At 70.9% G+C, this 24,309-nt stretch carries 29 protein-coding genes and 1 pseudogene; 11 read left to right on the top strand and 19 right to left on the bottom strand.

Annotated elements, in window-relative coordinates; genetic code table 11:
* Positions 1–27: 27 nt before the first annotated feature.
* Positions 28–1,314 (bottom strand): Ig-like domain-containing protein, encoded by a 1,287-nt coding sequence (locus LV457_RS08325; protein WP_308192177.1) that lies wholly within the window; start codon positions 1,312–1,314, stop codon positions 28–30.
* Positions 1,315–1,334: 20 nt separating this feature from the next.
* Positions 1,335–2,387, bottom strand: a complete 1,053-nt coding sequence (locus LV457_RS08320; protein ID WP_232170298.1) for a UDP-N-acetylmuramate dehydrogenase — start codon at positions 2,385–2,387, stop codon at positions 1,335–1,337.
* Between the two features lie 26 nt (positions 2,388–2,413).
* Between LV457_RS08320 and LV457_RS08315 the strand changes: the two genes are divergently transcribed.
* The 6 genes from LV457_RS08315 to LV457_RS08290 all read left to right on the top strand — a co-directional run bounded on the left by LV457_RS08315 (position 2,414) and on the right by LV457_RS08290 (position 7,199).
* Entirely contained in the window at positions 2,414–2,920 is a 507-nt protein-coding gene (locus LV457_RS08315; protein ID WP_232170297.1) for a DUF2505 domain-containing protein, read from the top strand.
* A gap of 32 nt (positions 2,921–2,952) precedes the next feature.
* A complete protein-coding gene (locus LV457_RS08310; protein WP_232170296.1) occupies positions 2,953–4,188 on the top strand; it encodes a glycosyltransferase 87 family protein in 1,236 nt (411 codons plus the stop codon).
* Positions 4,179–5,033: a carbon-nitrogen hydrolase family protein gene (locus tag LV457_RS08305; RefSeq protein ID WP_232170295.1), complete on the top strand. Its 855-nt coding sequence runs from the start codon at positions 4,179–4,181 to the stop codon at positions 5,031–5,033. The genes LV457_RS08310 and LV457_RS08305 overlap by 10 nt, the downstream gene beginning before the upstream one ends.
* Positions 5,030–5,908: a DUF2993 domain-containing protein gene (locus LV457_RS08300; protein ID WP_232170294.1), complete on the top strand. Its 879-nt coding sequence runs from the start codon at positions 5,030–5,032 to the stop codon at positions 5,906–5,908. Before LV457_RS08305 ends, LV457_RS08300 begins: the two co-directional genes overlap by 4 nt.
* Before the next feature lie 338 nt (positions 5,909–6,246).
* Positions 6,247–6,792: a cysteine dioxygenase family protein gene (locus tag LV457_RS08295; RefSeq protein ID WP_232170293.1), complete on the top strand. Its 546-nt coding sequence runs from the start codon at positions 6,247–6,249 to the stop codon at positions 6,790–6,792.
* Positions 6,789–7,199, top strand: a complete 411-nt coding sequence (locus tag LV457_RS08290) for a rhodanese-like domain-containing protein (RefSeq protein ID WP_232170292.1) — start codon at positions 6,789–6,791, stop codon at positions 7,197–7,199. The genes LV457_RS08295 and LV457_RS08290 overlap by 4 nt, the downstream gene beginning before the upstream one ends.
* A 7-nt stretch (positions 7,200–7,206) precedes the next feature.
* On the opposite strand, the gene deoC is transcribed toward LV457_RS08290, so the two are convergent.
* From deoC to LV457_RS08260, 6 genes are all read right to left on the bottom strand, one after another.
* Complete coding sequence (gene deoC / locus LV457_RS08285; protein WP_232170454.1) at positions 7,207–7,884, bottom strand: deoxyribose-phosphate aldolase; 678 nt, start codon at positions 7,882–7,884, stop codon at positions 7,207–7,209.
* Positions 7,881–8,285: a DUF2599 domain-containing protein gene (locus tag LV457_RS08280; RefSeq protein ID WP_232170291.1), complete on the bottom strand. Its 405-nt coding sequence runs from the start codon at positions 8,283–8,285 to the stop codon at positions 7,881–7,883. The genes deoC and LV457_RS08280 overlap by 4 nt, the downstream gene beginning before the upstream one ends.
* A 2-nt stretch (positions 8,286–8,287) precedes the next feature.
* Positions 8,288–8,572 (bottom strand): DUF2516 family protein, encoded by a 285-nt coding sequence (locus LV457_RS08275; protein ID WP_232170290.1) that lies wholly within the window; start codon positions 8,570–8,572, stop codon positions 8,288–8,290.
* A 58-nt stretch (positions 8,573–8,630) separates the two neighbouring features.
* A complete protein-coding gene (locus tag LV457_RS08270) occupies positions 8,631–9,437 on the bottom strand; it encodes a heparin-binding hemagglutinin (RefSeq protein ID WP_232170289.1) in 807 nt (268 codons plus the stop codon).
* Between the two features lie 56 nt (positions 9,438–9,493).
* Entirely contained in the window at positions 9,494–9,886 is a 393-nt protein-coding gene (locus tag LV457_RS08265) for a helix-turn-helix domain-containing protein (RefSeq protein WP_232170288.1), read from the bottom strand.
* 92 nt (positions 9,887–9,978) lie between these two features.
* A complete protein-coding gene (locus LV457_RS08260; protein WP_232170453.1) occupies positions 9,979–11,250 on the bottom strand; it encodes a DUF445 domain-containing protein in 1,272 nt (423 codons plus the stop codon).
* Between the two features lie 249 nt (positions 11,251–11,499).
* Here LV457_RS08260 and LV457_RS08255 point away from each other — a divergent pair, with 249 nt between their 5' ends.
* The 3 genes and pseudogenes from LV457_RS08255 (at position 11,500) to LV457_RS08245 (ending at position 13,909) form a co-directional block, all read left to right on the top strand.
* Positions 11,500–12,204: a TetR/AcrR family transcriptional regulator gene (locus tag LV457_RS08255; protein ID WP_232170452.1), complete on the top strand. Its 705-nt coding sequence runs from the start codon at positions 11,500–11,502 to the stop codon at positions 12,202–12,204.
* 9 nt (positions 12,205–12,213) lie between these two features.
* The gene (locus tag LV457_RS08250; RefSeq protein WP_232170287.1) at positions 12,214–13,071 is read left to right on the top strand and encodes a polyphosphate kinase 2 family protein; all 858 of its coding nucleotides are present in this window, start codon (positions 12,214–12,216) and stop codon (positions 13,069–13,071) included.
* Positions 13,072–13,202: 131 nt separating this feature from the next.
* Positions 13,203–13,909: pseudogene (locus tag LV457_RS08245) on the top strand (endonuclease domain-containing protein).
* A 42-nt stretch (positions 13,910–13,951) separates the two neighbouring features.
* Here LV457_RS08245 and LV457_RS08240 read toward each other — a convergent pair.
* From LV457_RS08240 to LV457_RS08230, 3 genes are all read right to left on the bottom strand, one after another.
* A complete protein-coding gene (locus LV457_RS08240) occupies positions 13,952–14,812 on the bottom strand; it encodes a 3-hydroxybutyryl-CoA dehydrogenase (protein ID WP_232170451.1) in 861 nt (286 codons plus the stop codon).
* Between the two features lie 131 nt (positions 14,813–14,943).
* The gene (gene aceA, locus LV457_RS08235; RefSeq protein WP_232170286.1) at positions 14,944–16,230 is read right to left on the bottom strand and encodes an isocitrate lyase; all 1,287 of its coding nucleotides are present in this window, start codon (positions 16,228–16,230) and stop codon (positions 14,944–14,946) included.
* A gap of 264 nt (positions 16,231–16,494) precedes the next feature.
* Positions 16,495–17,268 (bottom strand): acyl-[acyl-carrier-protein] thioesterase, encoded by a 774-nt coding sequence (locus LV457_RS08230; protein ID WP_239030507.1) that lies wholly within the window; start codon positions 17,266–17,268, stop codon positions 16,495–16,497.
* Positions 17,269–17,434: 166 nt separating this feature from the next.
* Here LV457_RS08230 and ramB point away from each other — a divergent pair, with 166 nt between their 5' ends.
* Both ramB and LV457_RS08220 read left to right on the top strand, forming a co-directional pair.
* On the top strand, positions 17,435–18,856 hold the full coding sequence (gene ramB / locus LV457_RS08225) for an acetate metabolism transcriptional regulator RamB (protein WP_232170284.1): 1,422 nt from the start codon (positions 17,435–17,437) through the stop codon (positions 18,854–18,856).
* Between the two features lies 1 nt (position 18,857).
* The gene (locus LV457_RS08220; RefSeq protein WP_232170283.1) at positions 18,858–19,409 is read left to right on the top strand and encodes a carboxymuconolactone decarboxylase family protein; all 552 of its coding nucleotides are present in this window, start codon (positions 18,858–18,860) and stop codon (positions 19,407–19,409) included.
* Between the two features lie 12 nt (positions 19,410–19,421).
* Here the strand turns inward: LV457_RS08220 and LV457_RS08215 are convergent, their stop codons facing one another.
* The 8 genes from LV457_RS08215 to LV457_RS08180 all read right to left on the bottom strand — a co-directional run bounded on the left by LV457_RS08215 (position 19,422) and on the right by LV457_RS08180 (position 24,173).
* Positions 19,422–19,967, bottom strand: coding sequence for an alpha/beta fold hydrolase (locus LV457_RS08215; protein ID WP_232170282.1), 546 nt, complete (start codon positions 19,965–19,967; stop codon positions 19,422–19,424).
* A gap of 69 nt (positions 19,968–20,036) precedes the next feature.
* Positions 20,037–21,443, bottom strand: a complete 1,407-nt coding sequence (lpdA, locus tag LV457_RS08210) for a dihydrolipoyl dehydrogenase (RefSeq protein ID WP_232170281.1) — start codon at positions 21,441–21,443, stop codon at positions 20,037–20,039.
* A 9-nt stretch (positions 21,444–21,452) separates the two neighbouring features.
* Entirely contained in the window at positions 21,453–22,037 is a 585-nt protein-coding gene (locus tag LV457_RS08205; protein ID WP_232170280.1) for a hypothetical protein, read from the bottom strand.
* Positions 22,030–22,308 (bottom strand): putative holin, encoded by a 279-nt coding sequence (locus LV457_RS08200; RefSeq protein WP_232170279.1) that lies wholly within the window; start codon positions 22,306–22,308, stop codon positions 22,030–22,032. Before LV457_RS08200 ends, LV457_RS08205 begins: the two co-directional genes overlap by 8 nt.
* A gap of 66 nt (positions 22,309–22,374) precedes the next feature.
* Positions 22,375–22,734 carry a hypothetical protein gene (locus LV457_RS08195; protein WP_232170278.1) on the bottom strand — a complete coding sequence of 120 codons (360 nt, stop codon included), beginning with the start codon at positions 22,732–22,734 and terminating at the stop codon, positions 22,375–22,377.
* On the bottom strand, positions 22,731–22,958 hold the full coding sequence (locus LV457_RS08190; protein WP_374198763.1) for a hypothetical protein: 228 nt from the start codon (positions 22,956–22,958) through the stop codon (positions 22,731–22,733). The genes LV457_RS08195 and LV457_RS08190 overlap by 4 nt, the downstream gene beginning before the upstream one ends.
* A gap of 69 nt (positions 22,959–23,027) precedes the next feature.
* On the bottom strand, positions 23,028–23,276 hold the full coding sequence (locus LV457_RS08185; RefSeq protein WP_232170277.1) for a hypothetical protein: 249 nt from the start codon (positions 23,274–23,276) through the stop codon (positions 23,028–23,030).
* Positions 23,277–23,288: 12 nt separating this feature from the next.
* Entirely contained in the window at positions 23,289–24,173 is an 885-nt protein-coding gene (locus LV457_RS08180; protein WP_232170276.1) for an oxygenase MpaB family protein, read from the bottom strand.
* Positions 24,174–24,309: the final 136 nt, after the last annotated feature.

Here is a 24,309-nt window from a genome sequence, read left to right as displayed (position 1 = left end):
CCTTTTCGTCGATCTCGGCGGGAGCGCTCAGCCGCCGGGGCGGCCGGGCACCGGGGCACCGGAGGGGGTGGCCGGCGCCGATGCGGGCATGCCGGCGGGCGGCGCGGCGTTCGATGCGGCCGACATGGCCTTCCACTCGTCCCAGGACACCGCCCAGTCCCAGATGTCGCCGTCGGCGTAGGACAGGTCGATGCGGGTGCCGGTGACCTCGACGGGATCGCCGTAGATCGCGGTGTTGAAGTACTGCTGGGCGTCGCCGATCGACAGGTTGATGCAGCCGTTGGTGACGTTGCTGTTGCCCTGGGCGCCGGAGCTCGCCGGGTTGGCATGGATGAACTCGCCGTTGTTCGAGATCCGCACCGCGAACCGCTCCCGGACGTTGGCGTAGCCCGCGGCCGGGTTGCTCATGTAGAAGTCCTCGTACTTCTCGGTCACCACGTGGATGCCGCTGCGGGTGACGTTGCGATCGAGGTCACCCTCGCCGTAGCTGCAGGGGAAGTCCATGACGACCGCGCCGGCTTCGTCGAGCACCTGGATGCGGTGCGACGACGCCTCGGCCTTGACCACCTGGCGGCGGCCGATCTTGAACTGCAGCGTGGAGTCGGCCGCGCCGAACGCGCCGTCGCCGAACGGCACGCCGTAGAGCCGGGCGTCGACCCGGACGCTGGTGTTGGGCGCGAAGTACTCGCGGCTGCGCCAGTGCATGCGGGAGCCGCCGGCTTCGTCGGGCAGCCAGGCCCAGCTGCCCTCGGTGGCGGGCTCGCAGGTGACGGTGACCGCTTTCTCGACGGCGGCGCGGGCGTCGTCGGGGATCGCGGCGTCGAACTGCAGGATGACCGGCGCGGCGACCCCGACGACCTGGCCGTCGGAGAGCTGGAACTGGCCGTTGACGGTGGTCTCGGGCTGCACGGTCGTGAAGCTGCCGGCGACGGGCACGGTGGAGCCGTCCACGCCGACGGCCGATCCGCTCCAGGTGTAGACGACGCCGTAGCCGAGCGGTTCGGCGGTGGTGAACGCCGTCCGCTCCGGGTTGAGCCGCCCGGCGACCACCTTGCCGTCGGGGTTGGTGAGCGCGATGCGCTCGAACGTGCCGTCGCGCACCTCGGCGCTGACCGGCGCGGTCGGCACCACGTCGGCGGCGCGGTCCGCGGGCCGCAGCGTGACCGTGGGCTTGGGCGGCGGGGGCGGTTCGTCGGGCGTGAGCACCGATCCGTCACCGCAGGCCGCGAGCACGCCCGGCGCCACGAAACCGAGGCCGAGCACAGCGAGAGCTCGCCGCCGGTTCATCGGCGGCAACGGATCGGCGGCAGTCACGTGGGTCGAGGATACCGGCGTCAGAGCCGGCAACCGACCAGCGTCGGCTCGGGGTGCAGCTCGATCCCGAACGCGCGCACCACGCCGTCGCGGATCTCCCGCGCCAGCGCGAGCACATCGGCGCTGGTCGCGCCGCCGCGGTTGGTCACCGCCAGGGTGTGCTTGGTCGACAGCCGGGCGGGGCCGGCGCCCGGATGGCCGCGCCCGAACCCGGCCTGCTCCACCAGCCACGCGGCGGCCAGCTTGACGCCGCCGTGCGCCGGGAACCGGGGGACGCTGCCGAACCGGCGCTCCAGGGCATCGACGACCTCCGCCGGCACCACGGGGTTGACGAAGAAGGAGCCGACGCTGGCGGTGTCGGGATCGGCGGCGTCGAGCACCATGCCCTTCGCCGCCCGCAACGCCAGCACGGTCTCGCGCACCCGCGCCGGATCGGTGCGTGCGCCGGCCGGCACGCCGAGCGCCCGGGCCAGCTCGCCGTAGCGGATGGGCGCACTGCGGCCCTCGGGGTCCAGTGCGAACTCCACCTCGAGCACCACATACCGGCCCGGCGCCTTCCGCAGCAGGCTGGTGCGGTAGCCGAAGTCGAGCTCCGCGGCGACCGCCCAGCGCCGTTGGCCCGTCGCGCGGTCCAGCAGCAGGGCCCGCCGCAGCGTGTCGGCCACCTCCACGCCGTAGGCGCCGACGTTCTGCACCGGCGTGGCACCGGCGGATCCGGGGATGCCCGACAGGCATTCGAGGCCCCCGAGCCCGGCGCCCAGCGCCGCGACAACCACGTCGTCCCACCCGGCGCCGGCTTCGGCCCGCAGCGCCGCGCCGTCGACCTCGATGGCGTCGTTGGCCACCCGCACGACGGTGAGATCCGTCAGTTCGTCGTTCAGCACCACGTTCGAGCCGCCGGCCAGCAGGAGTGGCGCCGCACCCGCGCGGTCGAGCGCCGTCACCGTCGCGGCCAACGCCTCGGTGGTGTGGCAGGTGTAGACGCGGTCGGCCACCGGGCCGACGCCCAGGGTGGTCAACGGCCCGAGCGCCACCGCCTCCGCGACGTCGGTGCCCGGCGGCGAACTGACCACGGGCCGTAACGGTAGCCTGGCCAGCTATGCCGCGTTCATTCGACATGTCGGCCGACTATCCGGCCAGCGTCGAGCGGGTTCACCAGGCGCTCCGCGACCGGCACTACTGGCAGGCGCGGCTCGACGACTCCGGTGCCGACGAAGCGACGCTGGACGCGCTGGTCGCCGACGCCGACGGCGGGGTGGACGTCCGGACGACGCAGGTGCTGCGGGCCGACCGGCTCCCGGGCGTCGTCGCGCAGTTCCATCGCGGCGACCTCGCGATCGTGCGGGAGGAACGCTGGTCGCCGGTGGTCGACGGCACCGCGACCGCGGCCGTCGCCGGTTCCATCCCCGGCGCGCCGGTGGCGCTCACCGGCGACGCCGTGCTCGAACCGACGGCCGGCGGCTGCAGGCTGCGGTTCACCGCCCGGGTCGAGGTGCGCATTCCGCTGGTGGGCGGCAAGATCGAGTCCTTCATCGGCAACAACCTGGTGGAGCTGCTGATCGCCGAGCAGCGCTTCACGACGGCGTGGATCGCAGCGGGCCGCTGAGCGGCGGGCGCCTCGCGCCGGCGCATCGCCGGGTGACGCTGACGACGCTGGCGGTGGTGGCCGTGGCGTGGCTCGGCCACCTCGCCGTCGCGCTGAGCGCCGTCCACGGCGACGACCTGGGCTACATCGACCTGCTGGTCTACCGCGCCGGCGGCTCGGCGATCCTGCACGGCAACTCGATCTACGCCGGCGATTTCGCCGGTGTCAACGACTCCCCCAACGGCCTGCCGTTCACCTATCCGCCGTTTTCGGGTCTGCTGTTCGTGCCGTTCGCGCTGGTGCCGGTGTCGGCGGCGAAAGTGCTGATGGCGCTGGCGAACGCGGTGGCCGGGCTGGTGTTCTTCGCGGTGTTCGTGCTCGCGATCTCCGGCCGGTGGCAGCGGCTGCGCAGCTGGGGTGCGCTCACCGCGCCGATCAGCGTGCGCACGGGGTCGGTGCTGGCGGCCGCGGCGGTGCTGTTCTGGTTCAGCGTGCCGGTGCGCGAGAACTTCAACCACGGTCAGGTCAACATGATCCTGGCGGCGGTGGTGGCGGTGGATCTGCTGCTGCCGACGGTGCGGTGGCCGCGCGGCCTGCTGGTGGGGATCGCGGTCGCGGTCAAGCTGACACCGGCGGTGTTCATCGGCTACTTCTTCGTCACCCGGCAGTGGCGGGCGATGGTGACGTCGCTGCTGACCGCCGCCGCCGCCGTGCTCGTCGCCTGGCTGGTGATCCCCGCCGACACCGTGCGCTACTTCAGTACCACGCTGTTCGACACCGAGCGCATCGGCGGCCTGGCGTTTGCCTCCAACCAGTCGATTCGCGGTGTGCTGGAACGCTTTCCGGCGGTCGATGCGCACAGCGGGGTGCTGTGGCTCGTCGCGGTGGCGCTGGTGTTGGCGCTGGCGATCGCGGCCATCCTGGCCAGCCGCCGTCGCGGGGACGTACCCGCGGCGGTGCTCTCGGCGGCGTTCATCGGGCTGCTGTGCTCGCCGGTGTCGTGGGGGCATCACTGGGTGTGGCTGAGCGCGGCGATGGTGTACCTGCTGATGCGCTGGGCGGCGACCGGCGGCGCCGGGACCGCGGTCGCGGCGGTGGCGGTGACGGCGGTGACGGTGGCGGCGCCGTGGACCTATCTGCCGAGCGCCGACGACCGTGAGCGGCTGTGGTCGCCGCTGCAGCACGCGGTCGGCAACGCCTGGGCGCTCGTGGCGCTCGGTCTGCTGCTGTGGTTCGCGCTGGCCGACAGGCGCACCCGCACCGATCGGGAGGACGTGGGATGCGCATAGCGCTGGCACAGCTGGCGGCGGGCACCGATCCGTCGGCGAACCTCGAGCTGGTCGCCGACCACACGTCGCGCGCTGCGGCCGCCGGCGCGGACCTGGTGGTGTTCCCCGAGGCGACGATGTGCCGCTTCGGGGTGTCGCTCGGGCCGGTCGCCGAGCCGCTGGACGGCCCCTGGGCGAGCGGGGTGCGGCGGATCGCCGCGGCCGCCGGCATCACGGTGGTGGCCGGCATGTTCGTCCCCGCGCCCGACGGCCGGGTGCGAAACACGTTGTTGGCCACCGGAAACGGCGTCGACACCCACTACGACAAGATCTTCCTGTTCGACGCCTACGGGTTCACCGAGTCGCGCACGGTGGCGCCCGGTCGACGTCCCGTCGTCATCGAGGTCGCCGGGGTGCGGGTCGGGCTCACGACCTGTTACGACGTGCGGTTCCCCGAGCTGTACCGCGCGCTGGCCGACCGCGGTGCGCAGGTGATCACGGTCAGCGCGTCGTGGGGATCCGGGCCGGGCAAACTCGCGCAGTGGACCGTCCTGACCCGCGCCCGCGCGCTCGACAGCTCCAGCTTCGTCGCGGCCGCCGGGCAGGCCTACCCCGGCGACGACGTTGCGGCGTCGACGTCGGCGCCGACCGGGGTGGGCGGCAGCCTGCTGGCGTCGCCGTACGGCGAGGTGGTGGCCGAGGCCGGCGCTGACCCGGAGTTGGTGGTCGCCGACGTCGACCTCGCTAAGGTGACCGAGGCGCGCGACACGCTCGGGGTGCTCCGCAACCGCAGATACTTCGCCGAGCTCGACGCATCGCCGCAGGACCGACCACCGAGCGACGACCCGGAAGGAACGAGTGCGTGACCACTCCGCAGGGACCTGACGACGCCACGGCGTGGGGCCGTCCCGCCCCGGACGCGCCCCGGCCGCTACCGCCGCAGGACCCGTCGGCCGCGCCGGCCGACCATCCGGCCGGCGGCGCGGCGCCCTCGTCACGCCGCCGGCGGTTCACCCCCAAGGACCCGCTGTCGTGGGTGCTGATCGCGGTGATCGTGATGGCGCTGGTGCTGGCCGGGCTGGTGGGCGCCGAGCTCTACGCCCGCAACCGGGCCGACGACGTCGTCGCCCGGGTGGTGTCCTGCGTGGCCAAGGACGACGCCACCGTGTCCTTCGGCGCCACCCCGTTCCTCTGGCAGCACCTGACCAAGCACTACGACGGCATCTCGATCGAAACGGCGGGCAACCGGCTGCGCGACGCAGAAGGCATGAAGCTCGACCTGCGCCTCGACGACGTCGAGGTGGCCGACACCGCCGACTCCGGCGGCACGGTCGGGTCGGTCGACGCCACGATCACCTGGACGACGACCGGCATCCAGCAGACCGTCGCGAGCTCGATCCCGTTCATCGGCGGCGCCGCGGTCAGCGGGGTCACGACGAACCCCGACGACGGCACCCTGACGCTGCAGGGCGTGGTGGGCACGGTGACCGCCCGGCCGCAGGTGGTGAACAACGCGGTGTCGCTCGAGGTGCTCAACGTCACCGGGCTCGGCTTCTCGCTGCCCCGCGAGAGCCTGCAGCCGTTCGTCGACGCGTTCACCGAGCAGATCGCGCAGAGCCTGCCGCTGGGCATCACGCCGCAGACCATCGAGGTGACCTCCGACGGCGTGGTGAGCCAGTTCGCCTCGCGCGACGCCAAGCTGCCCAAGTCGCAGGAAGACCCCTGCTTCGCCGGGATCTAGCAGTCTGCTGAGCACGCCGCGGCGGCCGCCGGCCCGGATTTCGACCAGCCTGCGCCGAAATTGCCGGTCTCGGCGCACGCTCCCCTACCGCACCCGTCGCGGGACGGGGCGCGAACTGCGTCACCTGGTCGTCGCCCGCCGCTGACCGCACGACGAGCGCGACGCCGGGACGGTGCCGAGCAGTGCTGAGCCGACGATGCCGTGCGAACGGTGCCTGCGGCCACCGCCGTCATGTGCCACACTTCGCCGTGTGATGGAGCGCAGCTGCAACCGGGAGTGTTGTCCGGCGCCGTAACCGCCGCCGCCCTGCCCCCGTTGCCCGCCCTGGAGCTCCCCCGATGGTTGCCATCACCTCACCGCGCCCCGTCGCCGTGCCCGCCGTCTCCGCGCCCACCCGGCTACGGCCGGCCGACCTGCTCCACGCCACCGACCGTGCCGCCGACGACTACCTGCGCGGCCGCTACGCCCACCTGCTGCCGGCCGCCGGCATCCCGCGCGATGAGCGCTGGTACGCCCGCATCCACGGCGACGACGAGCTCGACATCTGGCTGATCAGCTGGGTGCCCGATCACCGCACCGAACTGCACGATCACGGCGGCTCGCTGGGTGCGCTCACGCTGCTCAGCGGCGCGCTCGACGAACACCGCTGGGACGGCGAGAAGTTGCGCCGGCGACGGCTGGTGGCGGGCGATCAAGCCGCCTTCCCGCTCGGCTGGGTGCACGACGTCGTCTGGGCGCCCGAGCCGGCACCGGCGACAAGCACGTCGACACTCAGCCTGCACGCCTATTCACCGCCGCTGACGGTGATGAGCTACTACCAGGTGACTGAGCGAAACACGTTGCGCCGCAGCCGAACCGAGCTCACCGACGGGCCGGAAGGGTGAGCCGCATCGACGAGGTGCTGTCGACTGCCCGCCGCCGGCTGCACCGGCTGCGGCCCGAAGACGTGCCGGCGGCGCTGGCGCGCGGCGCGCTGCTCGTCGACATCCGGCCGCACGCGCAACGGCTGCGCGAGGGGGAAGTGGCCGTCGCGCTGGTCGTCGAGCGCAACGTCCTCGAGTGGCGACTCGACCCCACCAGCGACGCCCGGCTGCCCCAGGCCACCGGCGACGACGTCGAGTGGGTGGTGCTCTGCTCGGAGGGCTACACGTCCAGTTTGGCCGCGGCGGCGCTGCAGGACCTCGGCCTGCGTCACGCCACCGACGTGGCCGGCGGCTACCACGGCTTGGTGGCCGCCGGTGTGCTGCCGCAGCTGTCGGCCGACCGGCAGGCCGCGCCGCCGGCGACGTGACCGCCGGTCAGAGTCCGTCGAGGACGGCCCGGGTGCCGGACAGCCCGAGCCGGGTCGCGCCGGCGTCGAGCATCGCCAACGCATCGGTGGCCGTGCGGATCCCGCCGCTGGCCTTGATGCCGAGCCGGCCGCCGACCGCGCCGGCCATCACCTCGACCGCGGCGGTCGACGCGCCGCCGGCAGGGTGGAAGCCGGTGGACGTCTTGACGTAGTCGGCGCCGGCGGCCTCGGCGACCCGGCACACCGACGCGAGGTTGTCCGCATCGGAAAGGGTCAGCAGGGCCGCGCTCTCGACGATCACCTTGAGCGTGGCGGCGGGCGCCGCGGCCCGCACGGCGGCGATGTCCGCGGCGATCGCGGCGTGCTCGCCCGCAACGGCTGCGCCGACGTCGATCACCATGTCGATCTCCGCGGCGCCGGCGGCCACCGCGAGCGCCGCCTCGTGCGCCTTGACGGCGGGCAGGTGCTTGCCGGACGGGAAGCCGACCACCGCCGCGAGCGCCGGTCCGCAGGCGGGCAGGGCGGCGCGGGCGGCCGGCACCAGTGACGGCGACACGCACACCGCGAACACCCCGAGCTCGACGGCGTCGGCGACCAACCGGCGGACGTCGTCGACGGTCGCCTCGGGTTTGAGCAGGGTGTGGTCGACGACCGCGGCGAGTTCGGCGCGCGTGCGGTGCGTCAGAACGGTTCCTCGGTGCCGCCGGGGTTGCAGCCCGACTCCACCAGCTCGGTGGCGCTCACCTCGGGCCGCCACGGCTCCAGGTTCCAGCTGGTCTTGCCCGGCTGCGCCCATTCGGCGTACTGCCAGTGGCACAGGAACTGCGCCCGCATGCCGGGCAGGTCGGCGTCGGGGGCGGCGGCCAGCACTTCGGCCCAGGCGGCGTCGCCGGCCGGCGAGTGGTCCCGCTGTGCCGACGCCGCGCGGGCGGCGGCGGTGGGGTACACCCGCAGACTCGACAGGTCGCCCCAGTGGACCCACTCGGCGCGTTCGACGTACGGGGGCGGCGGGACGGGCTCGGCGGCCGCGGTGGCGGGCGTCGCCAGGGCGAAGAGCACCGCCACGGCGGCGAGGACGGCACGCATGGTCAGCGCGACTTCCCTTGGATCTCCAGCAGTTTGGGCCGGACATCGACGATGTAGACACCGGCGGCTACGGCCGCGATCGAGCCCAGGAAGATGCTCGTGGTGAAGAACGCGAGGATCGCGACGAGGAAGGCGCCGCCGCTGATCGCGAGCCAGGCGTTCTTGGTGAGCTTGCCGGTGGCGGTGTAGGCGTCGGGCCGCTGCATCGCCGCGTGGACGAAGGCGTAGCAGGCGGCGATCAGCACGCCGAACAGGACGACGGCCAAGACGATAGCCACGATGGTCATAGACGCTGCCACGAACGCAGCCTATGCGGATATCGGCCTGGCCGTCGAACCCGACTGCTTACTTCTGGGTGACCTTCTTGGCCGGCGCCTTCTTGGCCGGCGCGGCTTTCTTGGCCGTGGTCTTGGCCGCGACCTTCGCCGGCGTGATCGGGGCCTCGGCGGCGGGGGTCTTCGCGGCCGGCGTCTTGGCCGCGGGGGTCTTCGCGGCCGGCGACTTGGTCGGCGCCTTGGTCGCGGGCACCGGCGGCGGCGTCTTGACGGCGGCCTTCTTGGCCGGCGCCTTCTTCACCGGCGCCTGCTCGACGGCCTGCTTCGCCGGTTCGGCGGCCTCCTGCGTCTTGCGCGGCAGTTCGACGCCGACCAGCTTGGCGGCGCGCTCACCGACGGCGCGGGTCTGCGCCGCGACGCTGCCCAGCGCCTCCTGCGTCAGCTCGACGCCACGGTCGATCGCACCCTCGGCGCGCGATGCGGTGTCTTCGAACTGCGGGTTGCTGCGCAGCCGCTCCAGCGCGGCGGCGCCCCGCTCGACCAGGTTGGCGTAGGTGCTCTGGGCGGCCTCGGCGTAGCTCTCGGCGGCGCGGCGGAGCTCCTCGGAGTTGAGCCGGCCGCGCAGGTCCTCCAGCTGCTTGGGCAGGTCCTCCTGCAGCTCGGTGAGCCGGCCGCGGGTCTCGTCGACGCGGGTGTTCAACCGGCCGCGGGTTTCCTCGACGCGCGACTCGGCGTCGTTGCGGGCCTCACCCGCGCGCTCGCGGAGGTTCGCGAGGATCTCGTTGACGGTCGCCAGCGCGAGATCTGCGGCGCCGACCGCGGCGAGCAGCGGGGCTCGCAGGTCGTCGGCGGTGGGGTTGTTGTGCTCTTGCGCCATGTGATGGCTCCTTTCAGGCTGTGATGCTCGGTGATGTCGTCGTGCTGGAACGAAGGTCAGGCAGGCTGTGACTCCTCCCGGGCGGCTTCGTTCTGCTGACAAAAGGAGGCGTAGATGTCCAGCAGGACCTCTTTCTGCCGCTCGCTGATCGCCGGATCGTTGACGATCGCGTCCCGTACCGCGTTGCTGTCGGCAGGCTCGAGGATCCCGGCCCGGACGTACAACACCTCGGCGGACACCCGTAACGCCTTGGCGATCTGGTTGAGCACCTCGGCGGACGGTTTGCGCAACCCGCGTTCGATCTGGGAGAGGTACGGGTTGCTGACGCCGGCCTTTTCGGCCAGCTGCCGCACCGATACCTGAGCCGCTTCGCGCTGCGCTCGGATGAAGCCGCCGATGTCTTGCGCAGCCGTGGACACCGCAACAGCGATGTCACCGTCCTGCGGCATGGTTCTCACCTCGGTGCACGGGTATCCGGTACTGACGCATACCAGGTTACCGCAAGTGCTAACTTTTGCAAGCACTCAGCTAGCACCGGTGGTCAGAACAGCAGCTGCGACACCGTGTAGATCGTCAGACCGGCCAGGGAGCCGACCACCGTGCCGTTGATGCGGATGAACTGCAGATCACGTCCGACGTGCAGCTCGATGCGACGGCTCGCCTCCTCGGCGTCCCACCGCTCGATGGTTTCGGTGATGATCGCGGTGATCTCGCCGCCGTACTGCCCGACGAGGTGCTGCGCGGCGCGCACGATCCAGTTGTCGACCTTGACCTGCAGTTCGGCGTCGTCGCGCAGCGATTCGCCGATGTGCACCACCGAATCGGCGACGCGGGTGCGCAGCGCGCTGGTCGGATCGTCGACCGACTCGAGGATGATCCGCTTCGCGGCCTTCCACGCGGTCTCGGCGGCGTGGGCCACCTCGTCGCGGGCCATCAGCTGTTCCTTGATGTTCTCCGCGCGGCCGATCGTCGCCGCGTCGTGCTGGAGATCGTCGGCGAACTCGAACAGGAACCGGGTGGCCGAGCGCCGCAACTCGTGATCGGGGTTCCGGCGCACCTTGTCGGTGAAGTCCATCAGCTCGCGGTGGATGCGGTCACCTACCAGGGCGTCGACGAACTTCGGGGACCAACTCGGCGAATCGCGTTCGATGACGCGCTGGATCGTCTCGCCGGCGTTCAGCGACCACTCGAACGCCCGGTCCGCCAGCAGCTGGATGAGGGCTTCCTGCCGTCCCTCGGCCAGCAGCGACGTCAGCACCCGGCCGATCGGCGGTCCCCACTGCGGCTCCGCCACGCGCTTGACGATCATCCGGTCGAGCACGTGCTGGACGTCCTCGTCGCGCAGCATCTCGACCAGAACCCGCAGCACCGTCCCGACCTCGGAGGCGACCCGCGCGGCGTGCGCCTCGTCGGCCAGCCAGCGGCCGACGCGGGCCGCCACGTCGGCGTCGCGCAGTTTGTTCTCGACGACCGGCGGCGACATGAAGTTCTCGCGCACGAAGGCGCCCAGACCCTCGCCGAGCTGGTCCTTCTTGCGCTTGATGATGGCCGTGTGCGGGATCGGGATCCGCAGCGGATGGCGGAACAGCGCCGTCACCGCGAACCAGTCGGCGAGCGCACCCACCATGCCGGCCTCGGCGGCCGCCGCCACGTAGCCCGCCCACGGTCCGGCGTGGTGCGCCTCGGCCCAGCGGCTGACCAGGAACAGCACCGTCGCGCCGAGTAAGAAGCCGAGCGCGACCGCCTTCATCTGGCGCAGGTTGCGGCGCCGCTGGGCGTCGGCGGCGGAGTCCGCCGCGAAGATCCCGGCCACCCCCGGGTTCGCCGCGGGCGCGTCGGCCGTCGGACGCGGGACCGGCGTCGGGGCGGCCGAGGCCGTCGCCGGCCGAATGTCGGGTTGCACTGCCACGGGAACCATCATCCGTCATCGCCCTGGCCCGACCGCGAAAGTAACTGTGACCGCGCCGATCGCGACCGCGTTCCGGCCCGTAGTATCGAGTGGGTCTAGGGAACGGAAAATCGAGCAGTGGTAGATCAGGCCGCAACGATCGGCGCAGGTGCGGTGCGCGCCGCAGCCAAGCCGCCGAAGGCCAAGGCCGACGGTCGCAAGCGACGCTGGCACCAGCACAAGGTCGAGCGCCGCACCGACCTCGTCGACGGCGCGCTCGAAGCCATCCGCCGCCGCGGCCGCGACGTCAGCATGGACGAGATCGCCGGCGAGATCGGCGTCTCGAAAACCGTGCTCTACCGCTATTTCGTGGACAAGAACGACCTGACGACCGCCGTCATGATGCGGTTCGCGCAGACCACGCTCATCCCGAACATGGCCGCCGCGCTGTCGTCGGACCTCGACGGCTACGACCTCACCCGAGAGATCATCCGGGTGTACGTGTCCACCGTCGCGAACGAACCCGAGCCGTACCGGTTCGTGATGGCGAACAGCTCCGCCAGCAAAAGCAAGGTGATCGCCGACTCGGAGCGGATCATCGCCCGGATGCTGGCCGTGATGCTGCGCCGCCGCATGCAGAAAGTGGGGATGGACACGGCGGGCGTCGAGCCGTGGGCGTACCTCATCGTCGGCGGTGTGCAGTTGGCCACCCACTCCTGGATGTCGCATCCGCGGATGAGCGCCGACGAGCTCATCGACTACCTGACCATGCTGTCGTGGAGTGCGCTGTGCGGCATCGTCGAGGTGGGCGGCTCGCTGGAGCAGTTCCGGTCGACGCCGCACCCGTCGCCGATCCTGCCGCCGCCGACCGCTGACTAGTGTTGGCCCATGGCCGACCTGCCGTCGCTGTGGACCGCCGACCCCGCCGCTGCGCTGCGCTTCCGGCCCGGTGACCGGGTCGCCGACATCGACACGTCCGCGACGCCCGGGTTCGCCGGCAGCAAGGCGGACGCGAAGGCGCTGCGCCGGGAGCGCTGCGCCCTGTTCGCCGAGCTGCAGGAGATGCTCTACGCGCGCAGCCGCGAGGGCGACACCCGCTCGGTGCTGCTGGTGCTGCAGGGCATGGACACCGCCGGCAAGGGCGGACTGGTGAAACACGTCGTCGGCGCCGGCAACCCGCAGGGCATCCGGTACACCGCCTTCGGAGTGCCCACCGAGGAGGAGCGCGCCCACCACTATCTGTGGCGGATCCGCAAGGCGCTACCGCCCGCCGGGCACATCGGCGTCTTCGACCGCTCGCACTACGAGGACGTGCTGATCGTGCGGGTCCACAACATGGTGCCGCCCGAGGTCTGGGGCGGCCGCTACGACGAGATCAACGCCTTCGAGCGCGAACTGGTCGACGGCGGCACGACGATCGTCAAGGTGGCGCTGTTCGTGTCGCTACAGGAGCAGAAGAAGCGGCTGGAAAAGCGGCTCAAGCGGCCCGACAAGTACTGGAAGTACAACCCGGGCGACATCGACGAGCGGGCGCTGTGGCCGGCCTACCAGGAGGCGTACCAGGCGGTCCTCGACAAGACGTCGACCGACTACGCGCCCTGGTACGTCATCCCGTGCGACCACAAGTGGTACAGCAGGCTGGCGGTCGCCGAGCTGCTGATCGCCGCGCTGCAGGGGATGGACCTGAGCTGGCCGCCGCCGGACTTCGACGTCGAGGCCGAGCGGCGGCGGCTGGCGGCGCTGTAGCCCCGCCTCGCTCCGCCCCGCCGCGCCTCGCTGCGCCTCGCCGAGAACACCGTTCTTGCGCAAATCCGGCCGTTTTTCGCCAACAACCGTAGTGACGGGAACCCGGCGGCCGGCCGGCCCGCCATAGCGGCGTGAGCAAATTGCTGCTGGCCACGGAGGCGTTGGCATCGGGCGCGGTGACCCGGCACCGCCTGCGCACCCGCTTCGTCAAAGTGCATCGCAACGTCTATGCCCCCGCCGCGGCCCCGCTGGACGCGCGCGACCGTGCCGAAGCAGCCTGGTTGTGGTCGGGGCGGAAGGCGACGCTCGCTGGGCTGTCGGCCGCCGCGGCGCTCGGCTCGCGCTGGGTGCCCGCCGACGCTCCGGCGGAGTTGGCGCGCGTCCGCCAGCCGGCACCGGCGGGCATCGTGGTGCACACCGGCCGCATCGCCGGCGACGAACTGCGCACGGCGTCCGGCATGCCCTGCACCACCGCGGCCCGCTGGCGCTGGTCGATCCCGGCGCCGAGTCGCCGCAGGAGAGCCGGGTGCGGCTGTTGCTCGTGCGGGCCGGGCTGCCGCGGCCTCACACGCAGATACCGGTGACGGACGCCTGGGGTCGCGTCGTGCGCCGCCTGGACATGGGATGGCCGCAGTGGAAGGTGGCGGTCGAATACGACGGCGCGCAGCACTGGACGGACCCGCAGCAGCACGCCAACGACATCGAGCGCCTGGAATTCCTAGCCGCCTGCGGCTGGATCGTCGTCCGGGTCAGCGCCCGTCAACTGCGCGGTGCGCCGCAGACCGTGATCGCCCGCGTGCAGGCGGCTCTGCGGCAGCGCCGAGGTTACGGTTCCTGAGGCTGTCGGCCGGCTTTCACGGCGAGAATGGTGTTCTCGACGCTAGTAGGTGTAGAAGCCGCGGCCTGACTTCTTGCCGAGCCGGCCCGCCTCGACCATGCGCAGCAGCAGCGGCGGCGGCGCGTACTGCGGCTCCTTGTACTCGTCGAACATCGAGTCGGCGATAAGCTTGACGGTGTCCAGGCCGATCAGGTCGGACAACCGCAGCGGGCCCATGGGATGTGACAGGCCCGCGACGACGGCGGTGTCGATGTCCTCAACCGTGGCCACGCCCGCTTCGGCCATGCGGATCGCCGACAGCAGGTAGGGCACCAGCAGCGCGTTGACGACGAAGCCGGAGCGGTCGGCGGCCCGCACCACCCGCTTGCCCAGCGCCTCGGCGGCGAATGCCTCGGCGCGGGCGATCGCGCCGTCGGCGGTCACCAGCGTGCCGATCAGCTCGACCAGCGGCAGCACCGGCACCGGGTTGAAGAAGTGCAGGCCCAGCACGCGCTGCGGGTTCGCCGTGGCGGCCGCGATCTTCATGATCGGGATGGACGAGGTGTTCGACGCCAGCACCGCGTCCGGGTCGGTGATGACGCGGTCGAGCTCGGCGAACAGCGAGGTCTTGACGGCCTCGTCCTCGATCACGGCCTCGACGACCAGCTGGCGGTCCGCCATGTCGGCCAGCGTGGTGGTGAACGACAGCCGCCGCAGCGCCGCGTCGCGGTCGTCCTCGGTCAGCTTGCCTTTCGACGCTGCCCGCTCCAGCGAGCCGGTGATGCGGTTGCGGCCGGACTCGACCAGCGCGTCGGTGGTCTCGAAGACCAGCACGTCGACGCCGGCGCGCGCCGAAACCTCGGCGATGCCGGACCCCATCTGTCCGGCGCCGATGACGCCGACCCGTTCGATGCTCAACGCAATCCCCTTCTCACGGCGGCAGGCCCCGCCCAGGTTTTCCGGGCGGGGCCTGCACTGTCAAGCCGCGCGAGCGTGCGCCGCATGCCGGCGTTCACGGCGTGTTGCCGTACAAACACGCACGCTCGCGGTGCAACTCAGTGGAACTGGCCCTCTTCGGTCGAACCCTTGAGCGCCACGGTCGAGCTGTTGGGGTCGACGGTGGTGGCGATCCGGTCGAAGTAGCCGGCGCCGACCTCGCGCTGGTGCTTGGTCGCGGTGTAGCCCCGCTCCTCGGCGGCGAACTCGCGCTCCTGCAGCTCGACGTAGGCCGTCATCTGGTTGCGGGCGTAGCCGTAGGCCAGGTCGAACATCGAATAGTTCAGCGCGTGGAAGCCGGCGAGGGTGATGAACTGGAACTTGAAGCCCATCGCCCCGAGCTCCTTTTGGAACTTGGCGATCGTCGCGTCGTCGAGGTGCTTGCGCCAGTTGAACGACGGCGAGCAGTTGTAGGCGAGCATCTGGTCGGGGAACTCGGCCTGCACGCCCTCGGCGAAGCGCTTGGCCACCTCGAGGTCCGGCGTGCCGGTCTCCATCCAGATCAGGTCGGAGTACGGCGCGTAGGCCTTGGCGCGCGCGATACACGGCTCGATGCCGTTCTTCACGTGGTAGAAGCCCTCGGCGGTGCGCTCGCCGGTGATGAACGGCTGGTCGCGCTCGTCGACGTCGGAGGTGATCAGCGTGGCGGCCTCGGCATCGGTCCGGGCGATGACGACGGTCGGCACGTCGGCGACGTCGGCGGCGAGCCGGGCCGAGGTCAGCGTGCGGATGTGCTGCTGGGTGGGGATCAGCACCTTGCCACCGAGGTGGCCGCACTTCTTCTCCGACGCGAGCTGGTCCTCCCAGTGCGAACCGGCGACACCGGCGGCGATCATCGCCTTCTGCAGCTCGTAGACGTTCAGCGCGCCGCCGAAGCCGGCCTCGCCGTCGGCGACGATCGGCACCAGCCAGTTGTCCACGGCGGTGTCGTTCTCGACCTTGGCGATCTCATCGGCGCGCAGCAGCGCGTTGTTGATGCGTCGCACGACCTGCGGCACCGAGTTGGCCGGGTACAGGCTCTGGTCGGGGTAGGTGTGGCCCGACAGGTTGGCGTCACCGGCGACCTGCCAGCCGGACAGGTAGATGGCCTTCAGGCCGGCGCGCACCTGCTGGACGGCCATGTTGCCGGTCAGCGCACCGAGCGCGTTGACGAACTCCATCTCGTGGAGCTGCTTCCACAGGATCTCCGCGCCGCGACGGGCCAGCGTCGACTCCTCGACGACGGTGCCCTGCAGGGCGACGACGTCCTCGGCGCTGTAGTCGCGGGTGACGTTCTTCCAGCGCGGGTTGGTGTCCCAATCCTGCTTGATCTCTTCGGCTGACTTCGGTGCCCCAACGGTCGACATCGACTGCTCCTCTGCGTAACTTCTCCGCGCCGGTGATGCCGGGATTTTCGACTTGCTAACACCGGTGCGACGGCAAACGTGTGCTGTACCGAGGATGCCTCACCGCATAACCGCAGGTCCACCCGTTTCCGCTGCCAACTTTCGCCAACGGTCGAGGCATCGTTGCAAAGGTTGCAAAGTTACAGCGACGTGAAGAGCCGGCGACACTACCAGCCGGTAACCATTTCCGCTGGTCAGTACGCTCGTACTGTTTAGCGGGCGCGCTCAGAGCGGGAAGATCGCTGCGACGGCTTTCGTCTCGTCGCCGACCACGAATGTGAGCGTTGTAACAGTGCGGTCCGTCAGCTCGGCGCCGAACCGGTCCGTGGAACCGGCGGGGTGCACGTGGGTGATGATCTCCAGCGCGTCGCCGAACGCCACCGGCAGATCGTGTTCGATGGTGGCCCGCAGCGGGCGCTGCACCAGCTCCGGGTGCCGGTACAGGTAGTCCTCGACCACACCCCAGTACACCGAGTTGTTCATGTGGTCGAAGATGTCGATGTCGCTGGCCCGCACCGGGTACGCGCGCACGTCGTCGGCGTCCTCCCGGCGACCGGCCGTCAGGTAGGGCTTCCACCGCAGCCGGTTCACCGTGGTGGTGCGCTGCAGCCCGGCGATGAAGTCGTCGGCGATCCGCGCCGGGCCGTGCGTCTCGCGGTTGATGTTGATCCAGAACGCCTCGGATTCGACGAGGCCGCCCCTGCGCCCGTCGATGCGCACCCGCATCTCACACCAGCGGTTCGACGTGCCCGAACACCAACGCCGCAGCCGCAGCATGTCCGGGAATTCGATGGGCCGGATCAGGTCGATCATCGTCCGCCGGACGATCCACAGCGGGTGCGTCTGCTCGAAGCCGAGCTCGCGCAGGTGGTCGGAGCCGACGTCCTGGATGTGGCGGGTCGCCGCGTCGAACTTGAGCCGCCCGGTGCGGTCCACGTCGGCGACGCGCAGCGGCCAGGAGGTGTCGAAGACGTCGGGGTGCGGGTCGGGCACCGGCATCAACACCTTCGCCAGGCCGGTGCCGGCCGCCGCCGCGGTGCCGCTCACAGATTCCTCCTGGGTTGTGGCCCGGCCGCGCGTGCTGCCCGGGCGGCCCCGATCCTGCCACAGCGGAGGTGTTGCCAACACTGCGAAGAACCGCTTCGCACGTTGCTAGGCTGGCCGGGTGGCGAAGACGTTCGTCGGATCGCGGGTGCGCCAGCTGCGCACCGAGCGCGGCTACAGCCAGGCCGCGCTCGCCGGCCTGCTGCACATCTCCCCCAGCTACCTCAACCAGATCGAGCACGACGTCCGGCCGCTCACCGTCAGCGTGCTGCTGCGGGTCACCGAGGTGTTCGGGGTCGACGCGACGTTCTTCGCCTCGCAGGACGACACCCGGCTGGTGGCCGAGCTGCGCGAGGTGACCATGGACCGCGACGTCGGCGCGGACGTCGAGCCCGCCGAACTCGCCGACGTCGTCGCCGCGCATCCCGGCTTCGCCCGCGCGATGGTGAACCTGCACCGCCGCTACCGGCTCACCACCACGCAGCTGGCGGCCGTCACCGAGGAGCGGTTCGCCGACGGCGCAGGAAGCGGGAGCGGCACCATCACCATGCCGCACGAGGAGGTGCGCGAGTACTTCTACCAGCGGCAGAACTACCTGCACGACCTCGACACCGCGGCCGAGGACCTGACGGTACGGATGCGGCTGCACCGCCGCGACCTCGCCCGCGACCTGGCCGACCGGCTGTCGCGGGTGCACAACGTGCGCATCGTGCACCGCTCCGACCTCGGCGACACCGTCATGCACCGCTACGACCCCGAGACCCGGCTGCTGGAGATCGGCGAGCAGCTGTCGTCGGGCCAGTACGTGTTCCGGCTCGCCGCCGAGTTGGCCTACCTCGAGCATGGCGACCTCATCGACGCCCTGGTCGCCGACGGCCACTTCACCAGCGACGAGTCGCGCACGCTGGCCCGGCTCGGGTTCGCCAACTATTTCGCGGCCGCCACCGTGCTCCCCTACCGCCCGTTCCACGGCGTCGCCGAGCGGTTCCGGTACGACGTCGAGCGGCTCAGCGCGTTCTACTCCGTCAGCTACGAGACCATCGCGCACCGGCTGTCGACGTTGCAGCGCCCGTCGATGCGCGGTGTGCCGTTCTCCTTCGTGCGCGTCGACCGCGCGGGCAACATGAGCAAACGCCAGTCCGCCACCGGGTTCCACTTCTCGTCGAGCGGCGGCACCTGCCCGCTGTGGAACGTCTACGAAACGTTCGCGAACCCGGGGAAGATCGGCGTCCAGATCGCCCAGATGCCCGACGGCCGCAACTACATGTGGGTGGCGCGGACCGTCGAGCGGCGGGCGTCCCGCTATGGTCAGCCGGGTAAGACGTTTGCGATCGGACTCGGTTGTGAACTCCGGCATGCACACCGCCTGGTGTACTCGGAGGGGTTGGACCTGTCCGGGGAGAACGCGACACCGATCGGTGCGGGGTGCCGGGTCTGTGAACGCGTCAACTGCCCGCAGCGGGCGTTCCCGGCGCTCGGGCACGCGCTCGACCTCGACGAGCACCGCAGCACGGTGTCGCCCTATCTGGTAAAGCAGGTCTGACGTGAGCACGACCGACGACACCCCCCGCATCCCGCCCGGCGGCTTGAAGGAGCTGGGCCCGCTCAACTGGGCCGTCGCGAAGCTGGGCGCCCGCGCCATCCGGGCGCCGCGCTTCAGCCTGTTCAACGTGCTCGGCCAGAACAAGCGGCTGTTCCTGGCGTGGCTGCCCTATTCCGGGGTGCTGCTGGGCGCCGGCACGCTGAGCCGGCAAGACGCCGAGCTGGTGATCCTGCGCGTCGCCCACCTGCGCGACAGCGCATACGAGCTGCAGCAGCACCGCCGGCTGGCGCGCAGCCGCGGGCTCGACCCGGAGTTCCAGGCCAAGATCTTCGAGGGCCCCGACGCGCCCGGGCTGACCGACCGCCAGCGCACGCTGATCACCGCGACCGACGAGTTCGTGGTGACGCGCTCGGTGTCCGGCGAGACGTGGAAGGCGCTGACCGGCTACCTCACCCGGCCGCAAGCCATCGAGTTCTGCATGTTGGCGGCCAACTACGACGGGCTCGCGGCGACCATCGCGACGCTCAAGGTGCCGCTCGACTTCCCGGACTAGTCGGTGTCGGCCTCAGTCGGTGTCGGCGGTGATGGCCGTGATCTCCGCGGCGACGGCCTCGACCCCGTCGACGAACTGGTGGCCGCCGGCGGGCAGCTCGATCACCTGCGCCGCCGGCAACGCCTCGGCGTACCGCTGCAGGTGCTCGACGGGCACCACCTCGTCGTCGCTGTTGTGGAAGAGGAACAGCGGCACCGGCGGCAGCTGCTGCGCCAGGTCGTCGGGCAGCGCGAATTCCTCGACGTCCCAGTCGTCGTCGCTGCCCCAGCGCGGCGATGCCAGTAGGAAGACGCCCGCCAGCTCGGGTAGGTCGTCGGAGCCGACGAGCCACGACAGCGCCATCGCGCCGCCGTGGGAGTGGGCGACCACCACCAGCGGCTCGGCGAGATCCGCGGCCTGGCTGGCGATCTCCCGCGGCCAGTCGGACTCCTCGGTCAGATCCGGGACGTGCACCGAGAAACCCGGTCCGAGTTCGGCTCCCAGCGCACCGGCCAGCTCGAGGTCCGCGACGTAGCCGTCGGGCCCGCCGCCGTGCAGGAACAACACGTCGACCGTCATGACCCGCCGAACGTCGTCGTGCGTTCCGCGGTCACGGCGAAGCCCTGCGGCGGCCCGCCCCGCGCATGGTCAGAAGTTGATCATGTGGCCGGCGAGGCCGTGGAAGCATTCCTGCAGCGCCTCGGACAGCGTCGGATGGGTGTGGACGTTGCGCGCCAGCTCGCCGGCGGTGAGGTCCCATTTCTGGGCGAGCGTGAGCTCGGGTAGCAGCTCGGAGACGTCGTGGCCGATCATGTGCCCGCCGATGAGCTCGCCGTACTTGGCGTCGGCGACCAGCTTCACGAAGCCGCTCGGATCGCCGAGCCCGTGGGCCTTGGCGTTGGCGGTGAACGGGAACTTCGCGACCTTGACGTCGTAGCCCTCGTCGCGGGCCTGCTCCTCGGTGAGCCCGAAGCTCGCGACCTGCGGCTGACAGAACGTGGCGCGCGGCATCATCCGGTAGTCGCCCAGCTCCATGGTCTCGGCGCCAGCGATGGTCTCGGCGGCCACCACGCCCATCGCCTCCGCGACGTGGGCGAGCTGCAGCTTGCCGGTGACGTCGCCGATGGCGTAGATGTGCGACACGTTGGTGCGCATGTAGTCGCTGATACCGATGCCGCCGCGGTCGTTCAGCTCGACACCGGCCTTGTCGAGCCCGTAGCCCTCGACGTTGGGCACGAAGCCGATGGCCTGCAGCACCTTGTCGGCCTTGAGCTCGTCGCTCTTGCCGTCCTTGCTGATCGAGACGGTCACCTGGCCGTCGCCGCCGGGATCTTCGATCTTCTCGACCTTGGTGCCCGTCAGGATCTTCACGCCCAGCTTCTTGTACTGCTTCTCGATCTCCTTGGAGATCTCGGCGTCCTCGTTGGGCAGAGCGCGGGGCAGGAACTCGACGATGGTGACGTCGACGCCGTAATTCTTCATGACGTAGGCGAACTCCATGCCGATGGCGCCCGCGCCGGCGATCACGATGGACGACGGCAGCTCCCGCTCCATGATCTGCTCTTCGTAGGTGACGACGTTCTCGCTCAGCGACGTGCCGGGCACCAGCTTGGTGTGCGCGCCGGTCGCGATGATCGCGTGGTCGAACGTCACCTGCTGCGTGCCGCCGTCGTCGTTCAAGTCGACCGACAGCGTGTGGTCGTCGGTGAACGTGCCGTAGCCGTGGATCTCGGTGATCTTGTTCTTCTTCATCAGGAAGTGCACGCCGGTGACGCGCCCCTCGGCCACCTTGCGGCTGCGGTCGTAGGCGGTGCCGAAGTCGAACGTCACCTCGCCGCTCATGCCGTAGGTCTTGGCTTCCTTGGTGAAGATGTGCGCGACCTCGGCGTTGCGCAGCAGCGCCTTCGACGGGATGCAGCCGACGTTCAGGCACACGCCGCCCCAGTACTTGGGTTCGACGACGGCGGTGTTGAGGCCGAGCTGCGCGGCACGGATCGCCGCCACGTAACCGCCGGGGCCCGCTCCGAGTACTACGACGTCAAAATGATCTGCCACTCCACCACCCTAGCCAGGTGGCGCGATCCCAGGGCGGTCGATCCAGGAGAAGAAGTACGCGCCGTGCAGCAGCGCTGCAGCGGTGACGGCCGCGGGTATCGCCGTCATCATCGCGATCGCCACAGCGGTCGCCAGCGGCCGGTCCGGCACCAGCGACATCAGCAACGCCGCCACCGCGCAGCCGACGACGAAGGCCAGCACCGCGAACACCGGCCACGTCTTGTCGAACGACGTGAACCACCAGTGGTACAGCCCGGCGCCCACGGCGGCGGCGGGCACCCAGACGGCCAGCAGCACGACGAACAGCTGCCAGCGTTTGAGGAACAGATAGGCACCGGGTACGACGACGGGCAGCACGGGCGACGCGACCGGGTCGTCGGCCGGCTCGGGTGTCTGGTCGGCGACGGGCTCGGCGACCGGCTCCGCCGCGGGCTCGGGCGGCGCCTGGGTGGGCAGCGGCCCGGTGAACGACGACCGGTCCGGGGCGAACGCCTCGGCGGCGAGCGCGTCGGGCTGCGCCGCCAAATCCCACTGGGTGGCGGGGCCGGCGTCGGTCGACGGGGATGTCGACGGGGACGACGAGGTGTCAGCCACCGTTGACCGCCTGCGCGAGCACCAGTGCGCCGAACCAGCCGGGGGCGATGGACAGCACGAAGGTTCCCGCCGTCGTGGCCCAGCGCCGATTGGCCGTCGCGACCAGCAGCAATCCCAGCGCGCCGGGCACACCGACGACGAAGGCGATGACGATGTCGGGCCGGACGGGTCCGGTGTGCAGCAACGCCACGGCGACGCCTACCAGCAGCCCGACCGCGATGCCCGCCACCATCGCCGCGGTGAGCTGCCACGTCCGGGGTAGCGGTATCACGGCTACTGACGTTAGCGCGGGGAACCGTTGCCACCCGGGAGCCCGCGACGGTGTTTCGCCGCCCGCTCAGGCGCTCTTCGACGGGGAGGCGACGCGATCATCGGCCGGCCGGCCGGCGAACATCCACGACACCACCAGGGCGCTCAGCAGCAGCCAGCCGGCCACCGCGAGCGGAATGGCCCACAGCCGACGGACCAGCAACGCACCGTGGCAGCGGTCGACATACTCGGGGCCCATGCGGCCCGCCTGATCGAGGTCGGCGAGATACCCGGTGCCGCAGTCGATCTGGATGCCGAGTTTGTCGTAGGCGTCGAGCAGCACCGGAAACCGCAGCGCCACCAACCCGACGACCACCAGCAGCACACCGCCGGTCAGCACGGCGAGCACCCGGTTCGACGGCACCGATTCGTCGCGCGGATCGGTCATGTCATGCAGACGTTCGAGAACAACAGCACCGGCCACGACGCGATGGAGCCGAGGAACGACACCACCAGGTCGGCGCCGTCGAGCGCGGCGAGGTGCTCGGTGTGGGTGGCGGACCACACGATGCCCACCACGAGATACGGAATGCCGAGCAGCAGCCCGACTCCGATCAGCTCCGCGATGGTGAGCTGATAACTCAGGATCTGCCGAAGGCGTATCAGCAGCATGCGTGTCGACCTCCCCGACGATGACGACGCCCGCTATGTTAACGTCCATTCGGTTCAGGCGGACGGTTTTCAGGCGATACAGCGGTCGGGCAGCAGCAGGAGCACCGGCCACAGCCCGACGGCCTGCCCCCAGGCGAACAGGTCGGCGGCGACGGGCAGGAACCGCTTCCACTCGGTCTCCATCACCCGGACCTGCTCGATGTGCAGCGCCGCCCAGCCGAAGCCGAGGATCAGATACGGAACGGCCAGCCACAGCGCCGCCTCCAGCAGGGCCGCGACGGACACCGTGCGGTCGAGCAGTGCGCGCAGCCTCGTCATCCTCGGCCGCCGTCAGATCAGCCGCCGGTTGCGGCGCACGCGGCGGCGCACGTCGGCGAGCAGCACGTAGTTGCCGCCCTGGCGGACGAAGCCCGGCAGAAAACGGTTGACCAGCGCGACGAACCGGAACAGCGCCTCGAACCGCCGCTGCCGCGCCGGGCTCCACGGCAGCCCGAGCGGCTCGCGGAACACCGGCGCGAGGAAACCCGTGGTGAGGAAGCGCAGCAGCGGCCGGAACGGGACCCGCAGGGCGACGTTGACCATCTTGAGGTCGAGCAGGTCGTGCAGGTAGCGGCGCACGACGTCGTCGACGTGCACCTTCGCGCAGGCGGTCAGCCAGTAGTCGTCGAAATCGGCGCGGGTGGGCGGCCACTGCTCCTCGCGCACCTGCAGCGTGGTGCCCAGGGTGTGCGCCGAGGCGTAGAACTGCTCGGCCTGGGTCGGCGTCAGCTCGCCGCGCAGCAGCTGGTAGGTGTCTTCGAGCCCGACGAACAGGCACGCCGCCACCCACATCTGCACGTCGCGGTCGAAGGCGTTGTAGCGCACCGGGCTCGCCGGTGTGGAGCGGACGTGGCGGTGGGCGGTGTCGACGGCGGCCCGGTAGGCCGCGCGGTCTTCGGGCGTCCCGAACACCGCGACGGCCAGATACGCGAAGGTGGTGCGGGCCCGCTTCCACGGATGGATGAGCAGGTTGCCGGAGTCGACGGGGCTCTCGACGACGCCGTGGCCGACCTGCGGCCACGACAGCTGCATGACGACGTTGGCCGCGCCCGCGGCGAACGCCCAGAAATCCATGGCGTCGCGGACGCTCACCTCCTCGTCGACGGTCCAGCGCGGCGTCCGGCGGCGAATCGTGATGCGGGTGTCCGCCAGCGTGAGCGGCGCAACCGATGACATGGCCCCGTCCTGTCCTCGTCGACGATGCTCTCCAGCGTCGCACGCCGGCACCGGCCGCGCAATGCTAAGTGAATGACCGTTCGGCTGTGGAGCGGGGCTCGACGGCGTCGCGCGATACCGTACGACCATGAACGCG

The sequence above is a fragment of the Mycobacterium sp. MYCO198283 genome (assembly GCF_021213805.1).
GTDB lineage: Bacteria > Actinomycetota > Actinomycetes > Mycobacteriales > Mycobacteriaceae > Mycobacterium.
Note: the sequence above shows the minus strand (reverse complement) of the source record. Positions and strands in the feature narration are given on the sequence as shown.